Raw genomic sequence first — 21933 nt, 5'->3', positions numbered from 1 at the left:
GCCGTTGGTATATGCGGCAAAAACTGGTAGGCCAAGACCAAGTATGCTTTGACAATCAAGCCGTGAACTGGATATTAATGTCCTAAACTTAAAAATTCTAGTTGTAAACTACATATGTATTCTTATGAATGAAGATCAATATAAATATGCTTGGCTTGTCAGTTCTTCGCGCATCTGGCGAATCCGGGTCAGTTCTTCTTGGCTGTGCGGAGTACCACCACCATTAAACGCTAAGTAGTAGTCCAACAGGTCGGCTTTCTTCTGCATGTAGTAAATCTGGAAGCGTAGATGCTTAGTCGTCATTGAATAAGCCGTATAGTTGAAATACTGGTAATCCAGACCATCTTTCAGTTCTTCAACGTCAGGATTGGCAAACACACTGAACTTACCACCTATGAAGTCCAGTACCGCAGTTAAACGCTGTAAACCATCCAGACACACCATGCCGTCTAAATCGCTATCAGCAGCTTTGTCATGACCGGCAAAATCAGGACAGTTAAATGTGATTGTCCGTGCCTGTTCACCTACTGCACCACGAATCCACGATTCAATAAAAGCGATCTGCTGTTCACGGCTCCATACATGACCACGTTGGAAATCTGGGTTCAGGGTCAAGCCGTAGTCATTATCGTAATACTCAAGCTGACGATGCAATTGACGTAGCTCAACATCAATACCGTGTTCAGTTTTCGGGATTGGATGAATCAAAGAAGCAATGCGTTGATTGCGTAGGTGGAGCTGCTTGCGATCTGCCAGGTTTAGGGCGGTAGTTTGTCGAGTAACCATGATCAAGATTCCTTTTGGCACACACCTAAGCAGGGTGCGCCGTTGTACTTGTTATTAAAGACTTTGAGTGTTCAAAATGAGGGCTTGAACATCCTCAGGATGTACCGCAGCAGCCATCAATCCCGGAGCCATTGCAGCAGCGCGTTTGCGCATGATTCCGTAGCCAGATTCTTTCGGCAAACGTGCAGTAATGGTTTCTTTACTACCGCTTTTGTAATAAACGATGTGGAAGTCTGCATATTGTGGTGATTGGTGCTGAGTATTCATTGGAAAATCCTTCAATTCTAAACCTTTAATCCAGTGGTTTTTCTGGTTGAGCTTTCTGCTCCTGATGTGCTTAATTATGGTTTAAAACATGGCATAAGTCAATGTATTGTATATTTCTGATTAAAAAATATCTTTTATTGGTGATTGAACATCATTAAGTAACTGATTGGTGAGTTTTAAAGCTGTGCTTAATGAGCCTTTTGATTCAACTAGGATTTTGTTTAGCTCTGGGATAAGAGCAATACAGATATTCACTTTCAGGGCGGTGACTTCTTTATTTTCTTGACCTTTAGTTGTGACTGTAAAGGAAGGGATGATACGTGCCTTGCAGATCATCAATTTTTTTTGATGATATTTGTGGTAGTCAATATGGCGTTCAAAAATCTGATTTACGCCGTGGCTGATCTCTTGAAGGGTTAATGCTTTTAGCGGGGCTTGGCTGTATTCCTGATCTTTAGCTAAAGAATACGCTAGGAACTGATTATAAGTCTCTGGTGTGATTTTATAGTCGATGGATGGGCTAATAGGCTCACCAGTATTCAAGGCTTCTACGAATGCCACGTAAAGCACAGAAGCCAATGCAACTTTTTCTTCAAAAGAGAAGTCTTGAAATTCGCTAGAAATAGCACTCTGGAGAGTGTGCTGCATGGCGATATTATCTCTTTCAGATATTGTAGGTCTGGTTTTGTTCTCTATGTTGCTCATGTCTATAACGCCTTAGATAAAATTGATTGGTAACAATATGATCTGCCAGGTTAAAACGTGGCATAGGTCTAAATTTATTTATAATGCTTTATGGTCTAGCTTTAGGCCGGTGCGTTCCACATCAGCTTCAAATTGCTCTTTGGTTTTGGTTGGTAGGTTATTTGAATAGAACTTCTTTTCTGCCGGGAAGTTTTCAAAGAGATAACGCCACTCATACTGCCCCATGTAGACGATACTGCCAGTTTGATTACCATAATGATCAAATATGGCGTAACTCGCTTGATATACGCCGTCTATAGGCTTGACGTTGTTGTAATACTGGTGAAGCTGTAGTGGGTCAAATTGATCAGCCGAACCCTGCTGTTGAGTATAATGCTGCTCTAAAATCTTCTTAAAGTCGTCCAGAACTTCATCCGGGATAGTCTGATTGTGTTTGCGTAAATAAACCCAAGCATCCGATATATGTTTATTAATTTCAACGTCCATAAAATACCGATTATTACTCTGCAATGATGATTAAAATGTAGTATAAGTCAATGTGTTTAAACTATTAGAAATAGTCGTAAATTACACCTAAACCCAACTTTAATACTGTCAAAATATTCAATCATTTTTTTTATTTAAAAAACCTAACGCCTACCTCTTTTCACCGGGCTTTGGACACCCCAACCGCAGGGTGGCTGCGGTTGGGGTGTCTGGGAGAAATTATTTTCTCGCGTAAGCAGTAAAGAACTCGTCTAGGTAGCTACGGAGCAGCTTGCCGACCTTCGCACCGTGGGCGATTGTTTTGACATGAGGATTAGCTTCTGATGCTGTCAGAGGGCTGCGTTTGCTACTGTCCTTGCTTACCCAAGAGTTGTACAGCTCTGTTTCCATAGGGGTCATTTCCAAGTTGCAGATAGCAGCGTTAAACACGCTCTCTTGCGCTTCAATCTGGATAAGGTTCAACTGGTCATGCACGAAGTCTGCTTTTTCCAGGTCGGTGCTCAGGCGGTTTAGCTCGTCCAGTTTCAGGACAAAGATACCATTGGCAGCAATTTGTTGATCGCTGTCTGTCGGGGTGAAGAATGAAGTGTATTCAAAGTTGATGCGAGATACTTCTTCGCTGATGTGTGGCACTGTCACGGCTTCTGCGGTGCAAACCAAAGCTGCTTTAGCTTCTACCCAAGAGCGTAGAACTGAGTTGATTTGAGTGCATTTAGAGCTTTGGTGATAGTGTGCTGATAAGTCTGTAAAATTCATTTTTTATACCCTGTATCTTAAACCTTTAATCCGGTGGTTTATCCGGGTGAGCTGTCTGCTCTGTATGTATTCTATTATGGTCTAAAACATGGCATAAGTCAATATAAGCCTTATCGTAAATTATTGATAAGGAAGGGGAATACACCTTTAAGAAGAATAAACATATTCAACCATTTTTTTATTTAAAAAACCTAACGCCTACCATGTGCCAGGGCTTTAACATCCGGGCAGTGGAGCCGCCCAGACTAAAGCTGCTGATCTATCAGTGATAGATATTGGCATCCGTTGAGAATTGACCATTATTGCCGGTCGCTGATTTGATCTGGTTGGCTTCAAAGGCTACGACTTCTGAGTTCGCCCAAACACCATCAAAACCGCAGCCTTTAGAAATATGTGTGAATGACTGACCGCAATTCCCCATGTCGGTCATGTAGATAATGCGTACAGGTTCATCAAAGCCGTAAACTTTGGCATGCTCTGGAACCTCGCCAAAATGCTCATTGATGAAGTCCATGTTATAGCAGCCAATCGCCGTATCAATATTTTCATATAGGTCGCCCACGCAATTTAAGTCCAATACGTTGTCGTGGAAGTTGCCACCATTTGCGATAAATTCATCCCATGCGTTTTCGTATGACAAACCCTGAGCAAACAGGCGAGCCAATTGCCCTGCATGCTCGTCTTTAGCTGCGATCTGATCTGCAAGCCAGTCTTTGTCTACGGTGAGAAATTCTTTATAAATGCCGAATTGAGCTGCGATTGGCTCTAGGCATTCTGGACAGTCGAAAACAGGCTTTTTCAAGTTGATGAAAACAGGGTAGAGAAGGTCGCCATAGGTTGCAGCTTCCATCTGCTCTGTAGAGAAATAGAACCCTGCACCGTAATGACCATCATTGCCAGTATTGTTAGAAAGGCATAAATGATCGAATGATTCAAAGCTGTGGCGTGTGCCGTGATATACCACCTGTGGCTCACCGTTTTCGTCCACGATTTTAGAAGCCTGAGCCGGGTTAAACTCCCAATCACCAAACCACGCTTTAAACGCTGCTGTGCGTACTTGGAGCCACTGAGATTCAGTCAGGTTAGTTGGATTGCCATTAGGAGCTTTAAGCCATAAATCTGTACCGAAATACGCTGAACGAACATCGGTTTCAGTCGCAAAAAGAGAAGAGATTTCAAAACGTGCATTCATTGCTGTTTACCCTGATCTAAACCTTTAATCCAGTGGTTTTTCTGGTGTGAGCTTACTGCTCTATATGATAGGAATTATACCGTTAAAACATGGCATAAGTCAATATTAAAGAAACTAAAACCCTTGAAATATATAGATTTAAAACAAAAAAACCGCAGTGACAAAGCTGCGGTTCTGGGTGGGATATTGTCTGGCCTGAATTAATGAATGACGCGCTGTTGTAGGCGTTGTTCTTCGGCTGTGGCAGGGCGAATAAACTGCACACCTGTTTGATAGCGGTAGCCATTCAGTACCACTGTACGACCGTGAATACATGGTGTTTCACTGATCGAGTGAACTTGTGAATCTGCAATGCTGTCTACCATTACAACTAAATCGCCAATTTTATAATCGTTTTTAACTTGATTCATGTCTTAACTACCCTTGTCTAAGCCTTTATTACGGTGGCTTATCCGTGTGAGCTTTGTGCTCTTTGTATATACAGAATTATAGCTAAAGAAAATGGCATAAGTCAATATTTAGAAGCGATTTTGGTTCCCTCATTTATGAGGGTAGCATACTTCAAACCCTCGCCGTTAAAGGCATTGCCTTTAGGATTCACAGCAGCCACCTGGCGAACCACCAGGACATTCAATCATTTTTTTTATTTAAAAAATCTAACGCCTACCTGGTTCCCAGGCTCGGCAAAAAACCGCCCCACCGAAGCGGGGCAAGCGGGTTAAAGTTAAACTTCGTCAGCGAAGAATTTAGACTGATAATCACGGAGCAAAATGGTTCGCTCGTCAGTCTGCTTGCCATCCTCAAGCACTTGAACCGTTACCGTTATGTCTGGTTGGTTATAGCTATACGATTTAAGAGATTCAAGAAAATCAAACTGGTGGCTCATACCTAGCACAAGATCACCGGCTGTAAAGCCTTTTTCCTGAATCATCACGGCACATACACCACCATTACCTGTAATATCAAGAGTACGGTCTTGTCTGTCATAGGAAAGGCATAAACATTCACCAGAACCCATATCATTGCCGTCTAATACGTCTATTTGGTCTGGGTCCTCGTATGGCTTGTTTGTCTGGTACAGGCGAACATTATCCAGTCGAACTACTGCATCAATCAGGTCGTCTGCACTGTCAAAAGTGATCTGAGAAACAATCAGTTTAAAAGTCTTATTAGTCATGTCAGCTATCCCTTATGGCAATTCAGCAAGAATGTCTAACACTAAATCTTCATAGCGCGTATTAGCGTCCATAACCGCTTCAAGGAAAGGTTGGTAAATTGTATCTTCACGATTGCCCGGAACCTTTTCATAGTCATATTCGTATTCACCTAACACCTCTAAAGGATTATCGGAATACTCACCGTTGAAGCAGATTCGTTGGGAAATTTGGAAGTCTGGGAAATTTTTGTCGAAGTAAACAAGGAAGCCTTCTTTGTCAGCCGGATTCTGTAAAATAGCGTTTAGAATTTTAAAAAGGTCGTTGTTTACCTGTGTGCTCTTTACGAAATATTCAACAGCTTGAACTTCAACGCCTTGCGCGTTTAAGTCAGCAATGAAAGAAACTAGACCCTTTATTTGAGCAGCTTTGTAAGCGTTGTTTTGAACTAAATGTGACATGATTTTTATACCCTTTAATTTAAGCCTTTGATACGGTGACTTTTCCGTTTGGCGTAGTTCGCCTGAGCCTTCATTATAGCCTCAAAACATGGCATAAGTCAATGTAAATGATATGGAAATCATAAACTTAAAATAGGTCAGCATTTTTTTATTATATAAAAAACCTAACGCCTACCTGGTTCATAGGCATAAAATAACCGCAGTGGTTAGCTGCGGTTATTCAGTCATTCCAGGAGGATTACTTGAACTTTCTCTTCTTGTCATGCCTGTATACAGGCGTGATTGCACTGGTAGCCAAAACTTTTGATAGATTCTTTTCAATAGATTCTCGTAATCCATCAAACAATTGAACTTCATTGGATGTTTTTAAGTAGTCTGCGATCTGCTGCCCCATATACTCAATAATATCTTTGGCGTTCCTGATGCGAAATTCAGGGCTTTCAGCCAACTTCAACAGCTCTGCCTTAGTCGGGAATTGCTTGCTTCCATTGATTTTAAGTGCCAGTTGATCATCAATATTTTCATAAATAAGCGTATGAGTAATATCAAAAGGTGGTGACACGTAAATATCGCTCATATCTGGCGTGTATTGCAGGGCAAAGTTTTTAAGGTGAGCATCACCGTTCCCGATCAGGCAATTGAAAACGATGTACTTATACATTTTGGCGATTTCTGCTTCGCTCTTGGTGTATAGGTAGGTAGCTTTAAGCAAGGTTTCGTAGCTGCCTTTGTACTTCTCATTCGGGTCATTAGACCTTTTTAACAAGGTCGTGAAATCCTCATAGCCCAACTTAGTTCCATCAGCATCCTTATCAAATCGCTCGATAACATAGGTTTCCAGATTGTCCGATAGGTAAGTTTTTGGCGGTTCCAAACCACAATGTCGAGCTGCTTCCATGCAAACAAATTCATTGACCGTCAGTAAATCAAAGTCTGCATCATAAGACTTAACAATGAGGTCTTTTTGCTGAACAGTACGTTCCGTAACGCTAGTCACATTCGGAATGCTCACTTTAGGTTGAACGCCGGCTAAAGAGTTGCGTAAGTAATATTTCTCTAATAACTGAGGAAAAAGTGGAGCCTGGCTATTGTAGTTAAGAATCTCACTCAGATTAACTGATTCCACATCAGGCAATTGGAGTTCACTTCTATAGGACAGCATACCAATACCATTCGCTTCCTGTAGTGCCAACAAGTACATTTCATTCACATTGGCATATCTGGCAAGTTTACTGGCAATAAAATGACGATTATGACCCTCTGGTAAATTCTGGGAAAAAATAGGGTGCAACACCCCATGCGAATATCCTTGCATATCTGGTAAGGTCATGGTCAGAGAGACAAAACTTTGCTCTTGCACTGGCTGATAGTGATAATGAGAGCCATGCGTCAGCAAGCCTTGTTTCAAATCATCCGTGAATACTTCAATGGACCTGATCTCATTGGGTAATTGAAAGTTATCCATCAGTCATCCTCATTGAATAGCGTGTCGATCTCATTCCAAGCCGGCAAAGTTCGTTTTTTAGGGGTAACTTCAAACTGCAATCCAACTGCATCAATTAGACGTTCAAAAATATCGAATGAACCTGTGAAATGACCATTTTCTATTTCAGAAATAGTGGATTTATTAACCCCAGACTTTTTCGCCATCATTTGCTGTGTATAGTTTAATTTCTGCCTTGCTTCACGTATTTTTGCACCAATTTCTGCACGACTAGCCATAAAAGCACCTCATTTGTTCGCCATATAGCGAAAAACATGAATCTCTATATTGAAGTTTGCCATATAGCGAACAATTTACTACATTAATCTAATATTTGCTATATAGCGAACTTTTCTGAAATAAAGCTAATATTTCGCCATATAGCGAAGTTGCAGCAGAAGTCGATAAAATAAAGACCCCGCCGTAGCGAGGTCTTTTCTGATCTGTGAGATTCACTACTGGTATTCCGATAGCGTTCATTTGCCATATACGGAACATCAATCAGGAAGATTTTTAATTTGCTTCTCAGAGATTTTTTTTGAATAACGGCTCATTACTTCAAAAAGATCAATTTCATATAATTCACCCAATGCAGCAATAAGCGTTTCTATTTTTACTCGGTTATTGCTACCAACAAGCATGTATTCCTTATTTTCATCAAACTCAACATTTCGTAATGTCGTTCTTGATATTATTTTTGGTTTACGCTTAGATTTGGCTTTAGTTTTTAAATAAAGGTGTTGTTGATTTACATCACGAAAGCCATGTTCACCGCCTAAAACTTGATATATTTGTGATGCTTTTGCTTTAGTGAGATCAAGAGTTGTTTCAATTACTTTCTGATGCTCATCATAAGTCACAAATGGCAGTTTTTTAGTTTCAGCAACTTCGGCTTGTTTGTCCATTGGTAAGCGTGAAAGTGCTGATAAAAGCGTTTTATTGCCTGCAAATTCGACTACTAGCCTAGCGTCAAGCTGATTTGTTGCAATTAAAGGAATATATGCAAACAAGCCACTTTTTAACTCGGATAAGTCTACACCTCGCTTATTTAATTCATTCCAAATAATTGACATATACACCAAATAATCACTTGTGATTTTGAGTGATTTTGATAGTTCAGCTTTTAATTGCTCGATAGATGCAAGCTGAATATCATGATTACTCATTAATACTAATTCATTCATCATTAGTCACCAATTTTTCCAGGTCTTTTTGTAATTCAGCAAAGCGTTTTTCAGCTTTACGCTTGGCTGCTTTTTCACGTTCATGTTGCTGTAGTTCTGCAAATTTCTCAGGATTTTCGATTTTTAATCTCTTTCTTTCTTCTGAACGTTTAGCAATCCGCCTACGCTCAATTTCAGCAATAATTTCAGGATTTTCATCACGATACTTCCGCATTCTTTTAGCAATTAACTGCTTTGTTTTAGGATTTGACCTATACTTTTTATGGGATTTCTGGGATGATTCTTTGTAGCTCGGCATTTGCATTCGCTCATTTTGAGCAATGCGCTTAGCTTCCATTTTGTTAGGGTCGGCTTTAATTCGAGAATATTGTTTAGCTGATTGTTTTTTAGCATAATCAGGGTCTTTTGCCATTTGATTTGCATAGGATTTGCGATCAATATCTTTCACTTTTAAAGCATGGCATTCATCACTACACGTATTTTTCCGCGTTCTGAGTTCCCGAATATCTTTTTCACAAATCACACAATACGCCCACAATCCATGCGGTTTTTCAGGCGTAGCCCATACAATCTGATCTAATGATTTTTTTACCATTTTTCAAACTCAATGCGTGTCATAATTGCCTTTAAACCACTTCCAAATTCCCCAACTTTCAGGGATTTTAGTGTCATCACTCAACCTAACAATTTTGCCTGTTATTATTAGTTGACTAACGACACTTTGATAAATGCGCCAGTACACAATATTCTTAACTCCTGTTCTTTCTGAAAACAGTTCAAAAGAATGGAAAAAGGGCAATGTTGGACTGATACGCATTGGCTTGTTGGGGTTGTTGTCAGGATCAGTATTGCGCCATGTTGCCAACTCAACATCACTTAATAATAGATCGAGCACTAAGTTGTATTGCGATACCATCAAGTCCATCAGCATTTCAACATCATATGGAACAGGGACTTTTCCTGCTTCCCAATATTGAAAAGAACGCTTCGTTACTTTTGCGATTTCCGCTATTTCAGCAACAGTTAATCCTAAGCCTTGCCGTTGAGCTTTTAATTGTAGATGATTCATTTTGAAAGCCTAAAAATGCCCTCAAGTCAGGGCTTGTTGATTATTCGTATTGTGAGTCAAGTTCTTTAACAACATCTTGGATTGCTTTGCATGTACTAATCCAATCATTGAATAATTCTTCTTCTACTTTGCTGAGGTCATAACCATACACATTGCAACGGTCAATGTGTGCTAAATGAGTGTTATAGTCAGCATGTAAACGGTTTGTTTCACGCTTAAATTGAACTTGCACAGTGCGATTATTTTCTAGTGTCACAACAAATGTCATAACTTCTTCAACATAGTCAACATCAATAATCTTTAGCACTGACTTGAAAGAACCATCATGGTTATTAATAATTTGAATTTCTTTAACCATTTCTAATATGCCGTCACGCCCCATATTGTTGCCGAACTGATCAACAAATTGGACATTGTGAAGTTTTGAGCCAGCTTTATAAGGGTAGCCTTCAAAACAACCAAAAGTTTCTGTTCCATTGCGAAGATTGTCTGTTTCCACAACTAAACGAACTGTTTGACCATTTAATACTGTAAATAACTTTTTCATCTTATTTCTCCTATCGCTCAATAGCGATTTAAGTTTACTTTTAAGAAAGCTTATCTTAATGAAGATAGTATATTTCGCAATTGCGAAATAAGCAAGATTGAATTTCACTTAAAAACTAAATTCAACCACGTATTTCGCATAGCCAAAATAATTACACTAGATAGGTATATTTTTTGGAAGAAAATAACCAAAAAAAATTGACTAATGCCATATTTTAATTATAAAAAAAACCTGCCGTAGCAAGTTTTTTTATAGGTTATCCTTTTAAACTACCGAAGCAATCTAATTGGAGGAAATCGGTAAATAGTTAAGTATATTAAGCAGCACCATAGAAATCTTTAAAAGACAATAACTCCGGTGATGGTAGGTGATTGCAGCAGAACAGCACCGTATTTAATGGGAGCTTCTGCTCGTGAATGGTATTCGGGTCAAGCATCTTCTTCATATGTTCTTGTTTCCCCCATAAATTAGCTTTGTAATGTGGAAAACAGGGTGATGTAGCTTGGTAAATTCGGTTATACGCATTATTCACAATAATTTCTTCTTGGGAGCCATCAGGTGAAAGAGGTAAATCTTGATAATTCAGAAATACATGCGATTGCATATAAATCTTTCTGCTGTAACGCATGACAACAGGCATAACCATTGGATTGAACAATGTTTTCAAGTCAGCGAAGAAGTATCTCCGAAATGAACCATTCAAAATTTTACGATTAGCGTGATCAAGTATATCTACAAATGTTTCCAGTAGGTCAGCAGTCGCCAATGTTTTTAAATGTTTAAAGCTAGTTGTTTGGTTGGTGTCGGTGCTTTTAATCACCCCAATTTTATTATTTAAAATAATATCAGCGAAGTTGAAACTTTCATCATTAATATCGTCAGTTAAGCGATCTATGAGATTATTGTCATCAAGGATTGAGAAGGCTTTAAGCAATCCATCAACGGCATATTTTGAAGTAGGATTCAGACTGGTTTCACTCAACTTGATCGTTTCATTAAGCAACTTTCGCAGAGTTAAATGAGGTACGGTTTCGCTAATCTGCTGCTTTAAGAGAGGGTAGACTATCTGAATAATATTGAGCTTGTCACGTTCATTAGATTCCGTTTCCATGAATACAGAACAAACTATTTTTAACGCTTGCAGAAGTGATTTACCACGTAGAGGATTGTAACGGACTACCTGGTATGCTGCGTTGCCAGTCAGGATTTTTTCAATGTCTAGTACAATCATGTTTCGTCGATAGGTCTTAGAGCGAGCTACAATTGTTTCAATGGCTTTCTTTGATGTACTTACTTGTTTATGCGCAATAATCATCCCAACGTCTTTATGCTTAAATGCGTTTTCTAGCATCAGCATTAAACTATCAGATATTAAAGTCTGTTCTTCTATGAAATGTAGATGGCTGCTTGAGTGTTCATCATGAATCAGGTCCACTAAAAAGGGGCGGGTCGTATTGTTAGCCATGAATTTTCCTTATTGAATCTGTAAAATGGTTTACTACACATTTCTATACATTAGAGCTTAAATATAACTGGTCATCATTAACGAAAAAAGGATGCTCGCAAATGATCAGCTACTCCGTCCATTAAAACCCGCTTGGGTGATCAAAATTTATAACTCCTATTGGTCGCGTATTCTGTTTCGTGGTACAGCGACCGCCGGTGGAGTGTAGGGTTTAAGCTGATCTAATACTAGGCTGTCGAGCTTCTGTTCTAATGCAGCATCATTCAATTTTAACAAGGTATAAATGCGCTTTTCTTCTGTTTGGTTCTGCAACATCAGTACCATTGCCTGATTAAGCCAGAATGCCTTTGTACCATAGATAACTTTGTGGCTAATACCACCAGTTTTAGCTATTTCAGCTTGCACCTTAGAACGCAGTTCATGGCTTGGAAAATCTTTTTTAGCAACAAGGGTAGGCGTGACCTGTGGATGCGTATAGTAACCATTGTCACCGGTGCATAGTTCCAGACGTTTGCCAATCAACGCCTTTAACTTCTCGCGCATTGCATGGACTGATTTAGCGAACTCAAACTGTTCATTGAATGGAAAAGTAAGCTCAAATTCAATGGTGCTGTTCAACAGGTCATTTTGATCTACTGCAATTTTGATCAAACTATTAAAATATAGCTCGAATGCCTGGTTCAGTTGGTAAAAGAAGTGGTCAACATTGGCTTCATACCATTGCTCATGTACCAGGAATTGACGGAGCGGAATAGGATACTCAAAACCGATCTCTTTGGCTGTCAGCAGCATAGACATGGCTAAAGGAAGGTAATGTATCGGTGCTGTGTCAGCAATGCCGTTTAATGGCAAAACATCCTCAAAAGGAATAGAGGATATCCCATAAACAGCTTTGACCTCACTTGTCTTGAGGAAAGGTACACTCTGGAACAAGAATGGCACAATATGGCACTGATCACTATGTTTGAAATTGCGATAGGTCAGGTACGAAGGAGCTGTTTTGTTCGTCCAATCCTTGAAGGTGGTGGTCACAATGTTACTAATGAAACAACGCCACCAACATGAGTAATAACTATTACGTGGGTATGGGTCCAGATCGGACAGATCAATACTGGAATACTGCGGTGCTTTGGTCAGCATTGCTTTGTATGAATTAAAACCGGAGCTTCGTGCAAAGGTTTCCAGGAGTGTTTGCACCCCAAAACTTTTACGCGCTGCTTTAGATGGCTCAAAGCCATCTTTGTTGTAATTTGGGTACACGATAGGGCTTTGTGAGCACCAGAACATTGAATCTGGATTGAAGTCACGTAGCACATTTGCTAAAAGACGCGCAAAGTCGTTGAGTTCCGCCGACGGAATAAAATTGAAAAACATAACTCACCTATAGTTCAGGCTTGGCAAAAGTTTAAACAAACCTGATGCGAGCTAGGTTTTGTTTAAAATTCAGTAGGGCGTATCAAAATAAAACGCAGGTTTCTTCTACTCTTTTGCAGGTATGGACAACCTAATCCGTGATCAAATTATATCACTATATGTTGACTTATGCCAATATCCAACATGAAAAAACATTTTGCCAGGTAATAAAAAACCCCGCAAAAGCGAGGTTTTGAAAACTGTATAAATTAAAGATACTCGATAGATCACACGGAAAAAGTATTTCGTGCGTATCGCCTTACGCTCATGGAACGCAATGTGCCACCTCTTGATCTTCTGCATCGTCCTCAACAGCATCTTTAGCTGCCTGGTCGATTTCCCCCATGACTTCCTCAATCAATTCGTACAAATGTTCAGAACAGCCTTCTTGACCGGCACAGTAACCGTCACCATATTCAGTTTCAGACGAGTGCATTTTAGATTGGGAGTGCCAACCCGCAGCGACCTCACTTAACTTTTTGCTTACTGCTTCTTTGATCGCTTCGATATGTTGTTTTGTTAATTGAGACATAATCTAATTTCCTAATCTTAAATATGGTGATTTTCCATTTGAACTTATTGTTCGATATAGTGTAAATTATATCAATTAATAATGGCATAAGTCAATGTGTGAGCTATGATGAATATTGGTAAGGAAATCCGTGAAAAGCTGTCAATGTGCGGTAAATGCGTCAATTGTAAACTTATTGTTTGGGATAGTTCTCTTGAAGAAACCGATATAAAAAGAGTGAATGAGTTCAAAAGCACGAATGGTACAAAATATTTTACGGTGCGTTGTTCCTGGATGAAATCACAAATCCTTAATCCACAACAGCTAACTTTATGTGAAGGTCGGCAGCAGTACAAACCCTAAAATAACGCCGTATAACAGTTGAGCTTGCGATAATCTGTATATACAGATTATCACTTGCATAGCATTATTAATTGGAATGAATTTCATAGTATCTATTTCGTTTTAGTATTTGGTTAAATCGTTATTAGTAGTTAAAAAACATGGCATAAGTCAATGTTATATTTATTTGCTAGTGCTATAATCAAAATCATAATTAGACGGAATTTAGACATTATGAGTAACAGCAAAGCTAACCTGGAAATAATCGAATTGCATAAAGTCGCCTATGATGGTGAACCAGGCTGTGATAAATACAACATCAATGCACAGTTAGAAGAATGCAAAAAGATTCGTAGTGATTACGCAATCCATGAGATTCAATTTGATCGAACAAATTGGACCAGGAATACAAATATTCCTCATGCTCTACCTGAACTATGTAAATTGAAGTTTGTAGGTTACTCAGTGGGTCCTAAAGATGCAGCCCATGAGATTAGCAATAGTACCTATACCTGTAACCTGTATTGGTCAGCAAGCGAATGTTTATTGCTACAAGTACAAAAGGCAGGGGAGCTGCCGAATATTGAAATCTGTTACAGCTTAAAAGAATTATTAGAGCAGCTTGCTTATTACCATACCGATCTTGAATTTAAGCAGGGCAATATAGCTGAAAATATTTTAAAGAACGCCGTGCAATACAGTGAATGGAACTTTGATGGTGAATCAAATTTAATCTATGGCAATAATGATGTGACAAATTTCTCGCAGTTCTTAGACTTGGTGAATCAAAGTCTATCTCTTGGATTTAAGCCTTATATTTATAAGGTACGGATGAAGCCAAAACCGCTACCAGATCAACGCGGATTAATCCTTTTTACTGCAAAACAAATTGCTGTAGAGCACAGAGATATTTCTGATTTTAAACTCGCTCAACAAGAGATTGTCACCAGAAAAGAAAAAGTTAATTCAAACATTGCCACCACCATTTTGTTTTTAACTCAAGATTCTAAAATTATCGAAATAATTTCTGATGCTCACCGTATTACAGGTATTCAGGCAAGTACAGGTATTAAAATTGAGCGAACAGTATTTAATGATGCAACTTATAAAAAAACGAGCAGCCTAGATGATCTGGAAACACAAGGTTCGTATTTCTATATAGGTACACCTATATACAATGCCATGTTGGTTTTCTTAAAAACTCAGGAGCCACCTGTTTACTTGGATTATGTCTTAACCAATGATAATGAGCGCGATATTGAATTTGATGGACGCTTAATCGGTTATGCTTGTGAAGTCGAAGATGAAATAACCACACTGTCACGCCTTTACCAGACGCGCCGTGGCAATCTGATCTGTCATCAATTGGTAAAAAATCAGGACGAAGAGCTGCTGCGACAAGAAGCCCTAGTGTCCAATGACCATGAAGAGATCGTGCAGTTCTTTGGTTGTAGTGCGAACATAAAACGCATGTACCGTGAAGCAGGGATTAATGCCAATATCACTGTCGAATAGTAGAAATTTGAATCTGGATGCAGGGATTAAACCGATCTCTGCATTCTTCGCCGTCACCTGGCATCCCACCAAAATATTCAACCATTTTTTCTATTTAAAAAATCTAACGCCTACCTATTTCCCAGGCTGCGAAGCAAAAAAAAGACCAACCGAAGTTGATCTTTTGGGGGAGGGAGGTTTACAGCCAGTATTTGTGATTCAGAACGAATTTGCGTTGTAAGTAAGCCCAAGCAGTCATACCTAAGCTAAACACGCCACCCGCTAGGCAAAGGTAGTAGGCAGTCTGGTCGCCTGGCTCACCGTGTTCAGCGACCCAAGAGCGATACTGTGCTTCTGTAGCGATCATATCAGGAACGCTTGTATCAACCACGCTTGCAGCTACTAACAGGACAAAAGCCAATGTAGCAAACAGGATAATAAAGAAAGGTGAAGCAGTCAGACGGTAAAATTTGTTGTTGGTAGAAATCATTGATTTTTGCATTTTTAAACCCTCAGTCTAAACCTTTGTTACGGTGGTTTTTCCGGTTGAGCTATCTGCTCTTTATGTTTGTGATTATGGCTTAAAACATGGCATAAGTCAATATTGTGATAAAAATGCTTAGTTTAAATAGTTGATTAGAAAGGCGAATATACCTAGCAAGTGAATAAGCAAATTCAATCATTTTTTTTATTAAAAAAACCTAACGCCTACCAGGTTCCAGGCTGTGATCGTCAAAAAAAGCACCCTTATTTGGGTGCTTGGGGTGGGGTGGTTTAAAGTGCGTGTTCTGCTAGAAAGTTTTCGGGTTTGACCCTTGACCCTGCTGCGGTGTTTAACTGACCTAGCAGCATATCTGCATGTGCTTTGAGCTTCTGGTCTGCGCAGTTATCACGAAAGCGTACAAGCCGATTCCATACGTCTTGTGGTTCTGGTTTTTGAATTGTCATGTATTTCGACCTATACCTTAGATTCTGGGAGGTTAAGTTGTGATTACAGCTTAACTTTGATCAATTCTGATGCGTGTTCGGTAAAGTCCTCGAACTTGGCATTAGGGTTAAAATATTGCTTCACAAGCTCATACAGTGTTTCTGCAACGATTTTATCCGTATAGGTGTACATGATTTCGCTGATAAAGCCTGTGCCAGTGATCGTCGTGATGTCCTGTGTTTTAACTTCAACGAAGGGCATATCTGCAAAATAATCAGCACCCACCTCATAATCTAAAACATTCGGGTAAAGCGTTTCCACATAGTCGATTTCTTCATCCGTTAAATCAGATTCACGGAATAAAGCTTTAATTAAGTGCACCTGAGTAAGATTCAAGAATCGTTTAATCTCAGCTCGTACAACTGCACTTTCAGTAGAAATTAAATCAGGAAGGTTGATATTTACTTTCAAATCGTATGCTATACGATCTTGAATCTCTAAAAATGCTGCATGAAGTTCGGTTGTAATGGTATCTGTGACTTGGTTTGAATCCATTAGAAAAGACAAGTCAGCATGGGCTACGGCTACACTTGGAATGCTCAAATCTTGGCGAGCAATGTGTAATTTAACTGGTGCTTGTGCTTGGATAAACTGGTTAAGATTCAAGTTCGACATGATTTTGTATCCTATATTCTCAGCCTTTAATGCGGTGGCTTCTCCGCTTCGGCTGAATGCCTTTGTATATACGAATTATATCTGCAAAACATGGCATAAGTCAATGCAAATCAAATACTTAAAATTTGGAAGCATTTTTTTATACTTAAAAAACTTAACGCCTACCTGGTTCCAGGCGGGGCAGTAGTGATCTGCAAAATCCAGGTTAAAAAAAAACCCTTACCGAAGTCGTGGTAAGGGTGTTAAAGAGAGGTTCAGGGGAATCATTAACCTAAACCTCTGAGGGTATCCGTAAGGATTAAGAGAACAGGATGATGGTTTCTTTCACATCCATCTTAGGCATGATGCTATAGAAAACCGATGATGCGTATTCGCGGTCACTGGCAAACAATTCGCTCAGATTCATTTTGATGGTTTGAGTGATCTGCTCTGACTTGTTAATGTCGAATAAGGACAGGCTTAAACCAAACAGGTCAGTGATTTTAACTGCACCGCGTTTGCCGATTTCAACAATCATGTCACGACCCATCAACGAGCCAATGAAGGTCATTTTGCTGTATTTAGCGGTATTCGACACAGCAACATCATTAATCTTCAAGCCATTTGTTTTAACCCAATTGATCTTAGTGCCTTCTACAGCTTTAGACTTCAAGAACTTCTTAATGTCAGCTTGAGTAGCACGTACAGACAGCAGATCAATCATGTCGATGTTTTCCCAGAAGAAACGATTATCCGCTTCAATCATCGGCTCATTGATGTTTACAGAAATAAACTTGGTTCTGCCATTAGCTTTAATTTCAGCTTCAATCACCGTATGGAAATTAAAGTTCAACTTCACTTCATCTTCTAATTGGTCAGTTGTGTAAAGCAGACCAGAAGTATGCACATAATTAATGGTCGAGAAGTCCATAAAGCGATAATTAAACACCATGCTCATTAATGGAATGCTTGAATTGCGCTGATCACCCTTAGTAACGTAACTTCTAGGAAAATTGCCGTCTGGAACAATCGACACTTCGTTATCAACAGCCATCGTTTTGAGTTGGACACCACGAACCTGAATGGTTTTGAAATAAGTAGGTTTCTTTACTTCCGCAGCAAAATAAGCGTTCACAACATTTTCAACGCATTTAGCGTTACGTGCCTTGAATACGATGCTATGGGTCACGGTATAGCGGGTATTAATTTTATCTTCTTCTACGGCAACAGTTTCAGCAGTAGGCAGTGATGCAATATCCAGTTTATAAGCTGATGCCAACATTTCAGGCAACGACTTGTACCAGTCATTCTTCTTGAATAACTCAACAGTGCGGTTGATACCTTCTTCTTTGCTGTCTGGCGCGTAAGGGCGTGTGTAAGTGCTGAGAACCGTAGTCGCAGTGATAGAGAATGAAGTGAAATCAGGGGAAAATGAACCAGTGACCTGATCAACAGTTTCACTTGTGAAATGATCTGGGAATTTGTTGCGCAGAATGATTCTGCGGTTTGTAGTCGCAATAAATTTGTTTAAAGACTTTTGAAGCAAAAATGCAGTGTGACGGTTTGATAATTTAGCCATGATTTTTATACCCTGTATCAAGTCTTTATTACGGTGACTTATCCGTGTGAGCTTTCTGCTATTTATGTGGTTAATTATGGCTTAAAACATGGCATAAGTCAATGTACAACGTAAGACATGCAAAATAAACCTGGATAGCCGAAGCCACCTGGCATGTGTCTGGCTCACCAAAATTTCGGGAACATTTTTTTCTACTGAAAAAACCTAACGCCTACCGTTTTCCCAGGCGCAGGGCGGTGGTGATCTGCCACGCCATCTACTACGCAATAAAAAAAGCACCCGAAGGTGCTTTTTCTCTTTCCGGTTCCTAGTAGTTAGGAACCACGTTGCGAGTGAGCTTCACGTAGTTGCCATTAATCAGCCTTGCGTCAAAGTGCTCATTAGCACACCCGCAGCAATCATGCTCGCATGAGCATTGGCTTGTCATGGTGTAGTAGATACCCTCAATTACGGCATCCATGCTCACACCTTCCGGTGGCTGCACTTCCGCAATAATGCTTTGACGCGCACCGCCTTCATCATCGTAGTTAGCAAAAGGCAGCATTTTGAATGTGTCTGCCGGAAGGGTAATAGAACCGATCACGGTATTGTCATTCATGTGCGAATAAGCAGCGTTATAATTGCCTTGTTCACATACAATCAGCTCAACCGCTTTAGTGTCGTTGCCAAGCGACAGGTAGTTCGCAACCAACTCCAAGTACAGCTCATTTAGAGCAGCATAAAGATCAAATGAAGTCTTGTCGTACTTACGGATACGGCACTCTGGGATAGAGGTAAGGTCGGCAATGACGGTTTTCTGGAACCCTGCTTTATTGATGGTGCAGTCATCACCGTTGCTCTTACGACCCGATAAGAAAGTCATGCTCATGCTCGCCATTGTGAAGCCATCTTCAACAATGTCTTTGATGCTCAAGGTGTTCAGTTGCACCAATGATCGGTCTGCATTCTCAGGCGATTGAGCCAGAAGCAGCACTTTTTCAAGGTGGTGCAGACTTGCTGCGGTCTGTAAAACCGAAACGAAAATCTTAATGTCCATCCACGGCACGAAGTCGCTAATATCTTCTGCACGTACACGGAAGCGTTTAGGGTTTTTCTGACACAGGTATGCAGCAAAGCTGTCGCTATCACTGAAATCGAAATCTTCAAGCGTATCGCTGAAAACTGGCAATGCACCTTCGATAGTTTGGTCTAAAGTAAGACCAAGTTTAAACATGGTTTGATTTACCTTGTCGCGCATGTTTAACAGAACGGATGTGAATTGAATATCCGCAGAAGCACCCGCCATAAGGCTGAAAATAGTGTTGTTAGTGTTAGCAATGAAGTCGTCTTGGAAAATAAACATGATTTTTATACCCTTTAATCTAAGTCTTTATTACGGTGACTTTTCCGGTTGAGCTTTCTGCTCGTTATGTTGTGAATTGTAGTGGTAAAACATGGCATAAGTCAACATAAATGAAAAAGAATTTAGCCAGTACAAACACAAAAAGCCTGAATGATCAGGCTCTCTGGGTAAGGTAGAACTACAGGTATTTTAATTTAAGCATGGTCACAGCAATGGGCTTGAACTCACTATTTAAGAACAACAGATCAAGAACGCCACTGCTACTAGCTGTGCGTAAGACAAGAGCATGCTGTGGAACCGCAGCTTTACGGTCTGCTAAGTGCTCATTACATAGAGCTTCAAAATCTTCGTCAGAATACTGGTCGCGCTCCGCTTCCATTTCATCGCGGTATAAAGCGTTTAGAACCTCTGGCGTTTCCTGAGTAGGGAAAGCAAAACCAGAATAGCGGTTGCTATCTTCTAAAGTGATGATCTGACCACGCAAAGCAATTTCACAATTACCGATTAGCCCGATAGGGTCATTGTCTGGTTGAGTAATAGCGTTGAAAAAGTTAATCGTCTTTTCATCAAATGAAGCATTGTTGCCATTAGCTAAAAAAGCGTTGATTTCAGCGATCTGGTCTGCGGTGAGGTTATTAATGTGCATAGTTTTCCTTTACTAAAGCCTTTGATACGGTGGCTTCTCCGTGATGGCTTAATGCCTATGAATACTTAGAATTATACGCTTGAAACATGGCGTAGGTTAATGTGATTACTGGTAAAGCTGGCTCCCAAAATTCGGGAAGATTTTTTTCTACTGAAAAAACCTAACGCCTACCTAGTTCCGGGGAGCATTAAAAAACCCCGCCTTAGCAGGGTTTTGACTTGGTTTGAATTATTCTTCTTCTTCCACTTGCCAACAGAAGTCTTTAGGACTGCCCTCAATATGGAAGCACTCTGTATCAAGACCACCATCACGCTCCATCCATGTTACTCGGTCACCTCCCCAATCAATCCAATAACTTTTCGCCCTAGACTTTTTGTTCGTCTCTTTTTGCACCACAATGGCATTATCACCGGCATAAGGTCGTGTCACTTTCCAACCGGCTTGACCATCAGCAAAAGAGATATTGAATACAGCATAACCATCTACATTGAGCTGTCCTACTTTGCAGGGAAAATACAGCATATCAATATTGCATTGAGCACTTTTAACTTTAGGTGTTTTTACTGGTTCAGCAGCACTAACATGAGTTGCGCAAGCAAGAATAAAAGCGGAAACGATTAGGTTTAGTTTCATTGGTGTTCTCAAGTAATAAAATTGGAAAAAATACACCTCGCTAAGAGGTGTATTTTCATTTGGACGATTAGGCTTTCAGAATTTTCGTCAATTCGCTGTAACTATAGCAACTCAAAATATCCAGTAATACAGCAAGGAATACTTCATTTTGCGCTGAATCAATATTGAGCGGAGTTTTTAACCAATCTTTCAGGTCATGCGCATTAAACACATTAAACGCATCACTCACAGTTTTTGACATGCTGAACTCGTGATCTGCCAACCACTTCGCCAAGCCATAGACATTGTTTTCATGGGTTTGGTTAGCAACTGCAAGGGCATAACCATGATTAGGAATACTGCGGAAGTAATGGCGCAATACTTCAAATTGCTTGATCACTTCATCACGGAACTGGCTAACCAGTTCAGTAGTAGCCAGTTTTTTCAGTGCTTTGTCTGTCATAAACAACACACCTGATGCCGTGTACTCGTAATCAAGACCGAAATCATTAAAAACATAGTGAGCAATAGACAAGCTACGACTAAGATCAGCGTCCAAAACAAGGTTAGTTTCTTTAATTGAGGTACGCTGTTGAATAGATTGAATGATGCTGCCAATCGCATCACGGATGGATTCAGCAGAAAAAATGTTTGGTGATTTTAAAGTAGTTGCTGACATGATTTTTTACCCTTTAAATACTGCCATTATTTCGGTGGCATTCCCGCTTGAGCTATCTGCTCTTTATGCTTAAATTCTAGTCTAAAACATGGCATAAGTCAATATTTGTGATACTATGACGCACTGGCAGCCTGAGTTTTCGATTCAGGATTTCAAAGCATTTTTTATATTAAAAAAT

At 39.9% G+C, this 21933-nt stretch carries 27 protein-coding genes; 2 read left to right on the top strand and 25 right to left on the bottom strand.

Annotated elements, in window-relative coordinates:
- Positions 1-135: 135 nt before the first annotated feature.
- From E5Y90_RS15005 to E5Y90_RS14920, 18 genes are all read right to left on the bottom strand, one after another.
- Positions 136-786: a DUF262 domain-containing protein gene (locus tag E5Y90_RS15005; RefSeq protein ID WP_163146612.1), complete on the bottom strand. Its 651-nt coding sequence runs from the start codon at positions 784-786 to the stop codon at positions 136-138.
- A gap of 54 nt (positions 787-840) precedes the next feature.
- Positions 841-1053: a hypothetical protein gene (locus tag E5Y90_RS15000; RefSeq protein WP_163146613.1), complete on the bottom strand. Its 213-nt coding sequence runs from the start codon at positions 1051-1053 to the stop codon at positions 841-843.
- 120 nt (positions 1054-1173) lie between these two features.
- Complete coding sequence (locus E5Y90_RS14995; RefSeq protein ID WP_163146614.1) at positions 1174-1758, bottom strand: hypothetical protein; 585 nt, start codon at positions 1756-1758, stop codon at positions 1174-1176.
- 78 nt (positions 1759-1836) lie between these two features.
- Positions 1837-2244: a hypothetical protein gene (locus E5Y90_RS14990; RefSeq protein ID WP_163146615.1), complete on the bottom strand. Its 408-nt coding sequence runs from the start codon at positions 2242-2244 to the stop codon at positions 1837-1839.
- A gap of 219 nt (positions 2245-2463) precedes the next feature.
- Entirely contained in the window at positions 2464-3000 is a 537-nt protein-coding gene (locus E5Y90_RS14985; RefSeq protein ID WP_163146616.1) for a hypothetical protein, read from the bottom strand.
- Positions 3001-3262: 262 nt separating this feature from the next.
- Positions 3263-4192, bottom strand: a complete 930-nt coding sequence (locus E5Y90_RS14980; RefSeq protein ID WP_163146617.1) for a hypothetical protein — start codon at positions 4190-4192, stop codon at positions 3263-3265.
- Positions 4193-4392: 200 nt separating this feature from the next.
- Positions 4393-4602 (bottom strand): hypothetical protein, encoded by a 210-nt coding sequence (locus tag E5Y90_RS14975; RefSeq protein WP_163146618.1) that lies wholly within the window; start codon positions 4600-4602, stop codon positions 4393-4395.
- A gap of 314 nt (positions 4603-4916) precedes the next feature.
- Positions 4917-5369, bottom strand: coding sequence for a hypothetical protein (locus E5Y90_RS14970; RefSeq protein ID WP_163146619.1), 453 nt, complete (start codon positions 5367-5369; stop codon positions 4917-4919).
- 12 nt (positions 5370-5381) lie between these two features.
- Positions 5382-5807: a hypothetical protein gene (locus E5Y90_RS14965; protein WP_163146620.1), complete on the bottom strand. Its 426-nt coding sequence runs from the start codon at positions 5805-5807 to the stop codon at positions 5382-5384.
- A gap of 238 nt (positions 5808-6045) precedes the next feature.
- On the bottom strand, positions 6046-7272 hold the full coding sequence (locus E5Y90_RS14960; protein WP_163146621.1) for a type II toxin-antitoxin system HipA family toxin: 1227 nt from the start codon (positions 7270-7272) through the stop codon (positions 6046-6048).
- On the bottom strand, positions 7272-7529 hold the full coding sequence (locus E5Y90_RS14955) for a helix-turn-helix transcriptional regulator (RefSeq protein ID WP_163146622.1): 258 nt from the start codon (positions 7527-7529) through the stop codon (positions 7272-7274). Before E5Y90_RS14955 ends, E5Y90_RS14960 begins: the two co-directional genes overlap by 1 nt.
- Positions 7530-7787: 258 nt before the next feature.
- Positions 7788-8477, bottom strand: coding sequence for a hypothetical protein (locus E5Y90_RS14950; protein WP_217485957.1), 690 nt, complete (start codon positions 8475-8477; stop codon positions 7788-7790).
- Positions 8467-9069 carry a hypothetical protein gene (locus E5Y90_RS14945; RefSeq protein WP_163146624.1) on the bottom strand — a complete coding sequence of 201 codons (603 nt, stop codon included), beginning with the start codon at positions 9067-9069 and terminating at the stop codon, positions 8467-8469. Before E5Y90_RS14945 ends, E5Y90_RS14950 begins: the two co-directional genes overlap by 11 nt.
- Before the next feature lie 9 nt (positions 9070-9078).
- Positions 9079-9543, bottom strand: coding sequence for a DUF1870 family protein (locus E5Y90_RS14940; RefSeq protein WP_163146625.1), 465 nt, complete (start codon positions 9541-9543; stop codon positions 9079-9081).
- Between the two features lie 40 nt (positions 9544-9583).
- A complete protein-coding gene (locus E5Y90_RS14935; protein ID WP_163146626.1) occupies positions 9584-10090 on the bottom strand; it encodes a hypothetical protein in 507 nt (168 codons plus the stop codon).
- A gap of 316 nt (positions 10091-10406) precedes the next feature.
- On the bottom strand, positions 10407-11555 hold the full coding sequence (locus tag E5Y90_RS14930) for a hypothetical protein (protein ID WP_163146627.1): 1149 nt from the start codon (positions 11553-11555) through the stop codon (positions 10407-10409).
- Between the two features lie 156 nt (positions 11556-11711).
- On the bottom strand, positions 11712-12929 hold the full coding sequence (locus E5Y90_RS14925; protein WP_163146628.1) for a hypothetical protein: 1218 nt from the start codon (positions 12927-12929) through the stop codon (positions 11712-11714).
- A gap of 304 nt (positions 12930-13233) precedes the next feature.
- On the bottom strand, positions 13234-13500 hold the full coding sequence (locus tag E5Y90_RS14920) for a hypothetical protein (protein WP_163146629.1): 267 nt from the start codon (positions 13498-13500) through the stop codon (positions 13234-13236).
- A gap of 105 nt (positions 13501-13605) precedes the next feature.
- On the opposite strand from E5Y90_RS14920, the gene E5Y90_RS14915 reads away from it, so the two are divergent.
- Both E5Y90_RS14915 and E5Y90_RS14910 read left to right on the top strand, forming a co-directional pair.
- The gene (locus E5Y90_RS14915) at positions 13606-13842 is read left to right on the top strand and encodes a hypothetical protein (RefSeq protein WP_163146630.1); all 237 of its coding nucleotides are present in this window, start codon (positions 13606-13608) and stop codon (positions 13840-13842) included.
- Between the two features lie 213 nt (positions 13843-14055).
- Positions 14056-15336 carry a hypothetical protein gene (locus tag E5Y90_RS14910; RefSeq protein WP_163146631.1) on the top strand — a complete coding sequence of 427 codons (1281 nt, stop codon included), beginning with the start codon at positions 14056-14058 and terminating at the stop codon, positions 15334-15336.
- A 178-nt stretch (positions 15337-15514) separates the two neighbouring features.
- Here E5Y90_RS14910 and E5Y90_RS14905 read toward each other — a convergent pair whose 3' ends face one another.
- The 7 genes from E5Y90_RS14905 to E5Y90_RS14875 all read right to left on the bottom strand — a co-directional run bounded on the left by E5Y90_RS14905 (position 15515) and on the right by E5Y90_RS14875 (position 21755).
- Positions 15515-15817, bottom strand: coding sequence for a hypothetical protein (locus E5Y90_RS14905; RefSeq protein WP_174660628.1), 303 nt, complete (start codon positions 15815-15817; stop codon positions 15515-15517).
- 489 nt (positions 15818-16306) lie between these two features.
- Complete coding sequence (locus E5Y90_RS14900; RefSeq protein WP_163146633.1) at positions 16307-16918, bottom strand: hypothetical protein; 612 nt, start codon at positions 16916-16918, stop codon at positions 16307-16309.
- Between the two features lie 298 nt (positions 16919-17216).
- Entirely contained in the window at positions 17217-18476 is a 1260-nt protein-coding gene (locus E5Y90_RS14895; RefSeq protein ID WP_163146634.1) for a hypothetical protein, read from the bottom strand.
- Positions 18477-18783: 307 nt separating this feature from the next.
- Entirely contained in the window at positions 18784-19689 is a 906-nt protein-coding gene (locus tag E5Y90_RS14890) for a hypothetical protein (RefSeq protein ID WP_163146635.1), read from the bottom strand.
- A 307-nt stretch (positions 19690-19996) separates the two neighbouring features.
- Entirely contained in the window at positions 19997-20464 is a 468-nt protein-coding gene (locus E5Y90_RS14885; RefSeq protein ID WP_163146636.1) for a hypothetical protein, read from the bottom strand.
- Positions 20465-20692: 228 nt separating this feature from the next.
- Positions 20693-21097 carry a hypothetical protein gene (locus E5Y90_RS14880; RefSeq protein WP_163146637.1) on the bottom strand — a complete coding sequence of 135 codons (405 nt, stop codon included), beginning with the start codon at positions 21095-21097 and terminating at the stop codon, positions 20693-20695.
- Between the two features lie 67 nt (positions 21098-21164).
- Complete coding sequence (locus E5Y90_RS14875) at positions 21165-21755, bottom strand: hypothetical protein (RefSeq protein ID WP_163146638.1); 591 nt, start codon at positions 21753-21755, stop codon at positions 21165-21167.
- Positions 21756-21933 lie beyond the last annotated feature (178 nt).

The sequence above is a fragment of the Acinetobacter sp. 10FS3-1 genome (genome assembly GCF_013343215.1).
Classification (GTDB): Bacteria; Pseudomonadota; Gammaproteobacteria; order Pseudomonadales; family Moraxellaceae; genus Acinetobacter; species Acinetobacter lwoffii_C.
Note: the sequence above shows the minus strand (reverse complement) of the source record. Positions and strands in the feature narration are given on the sequence as shown.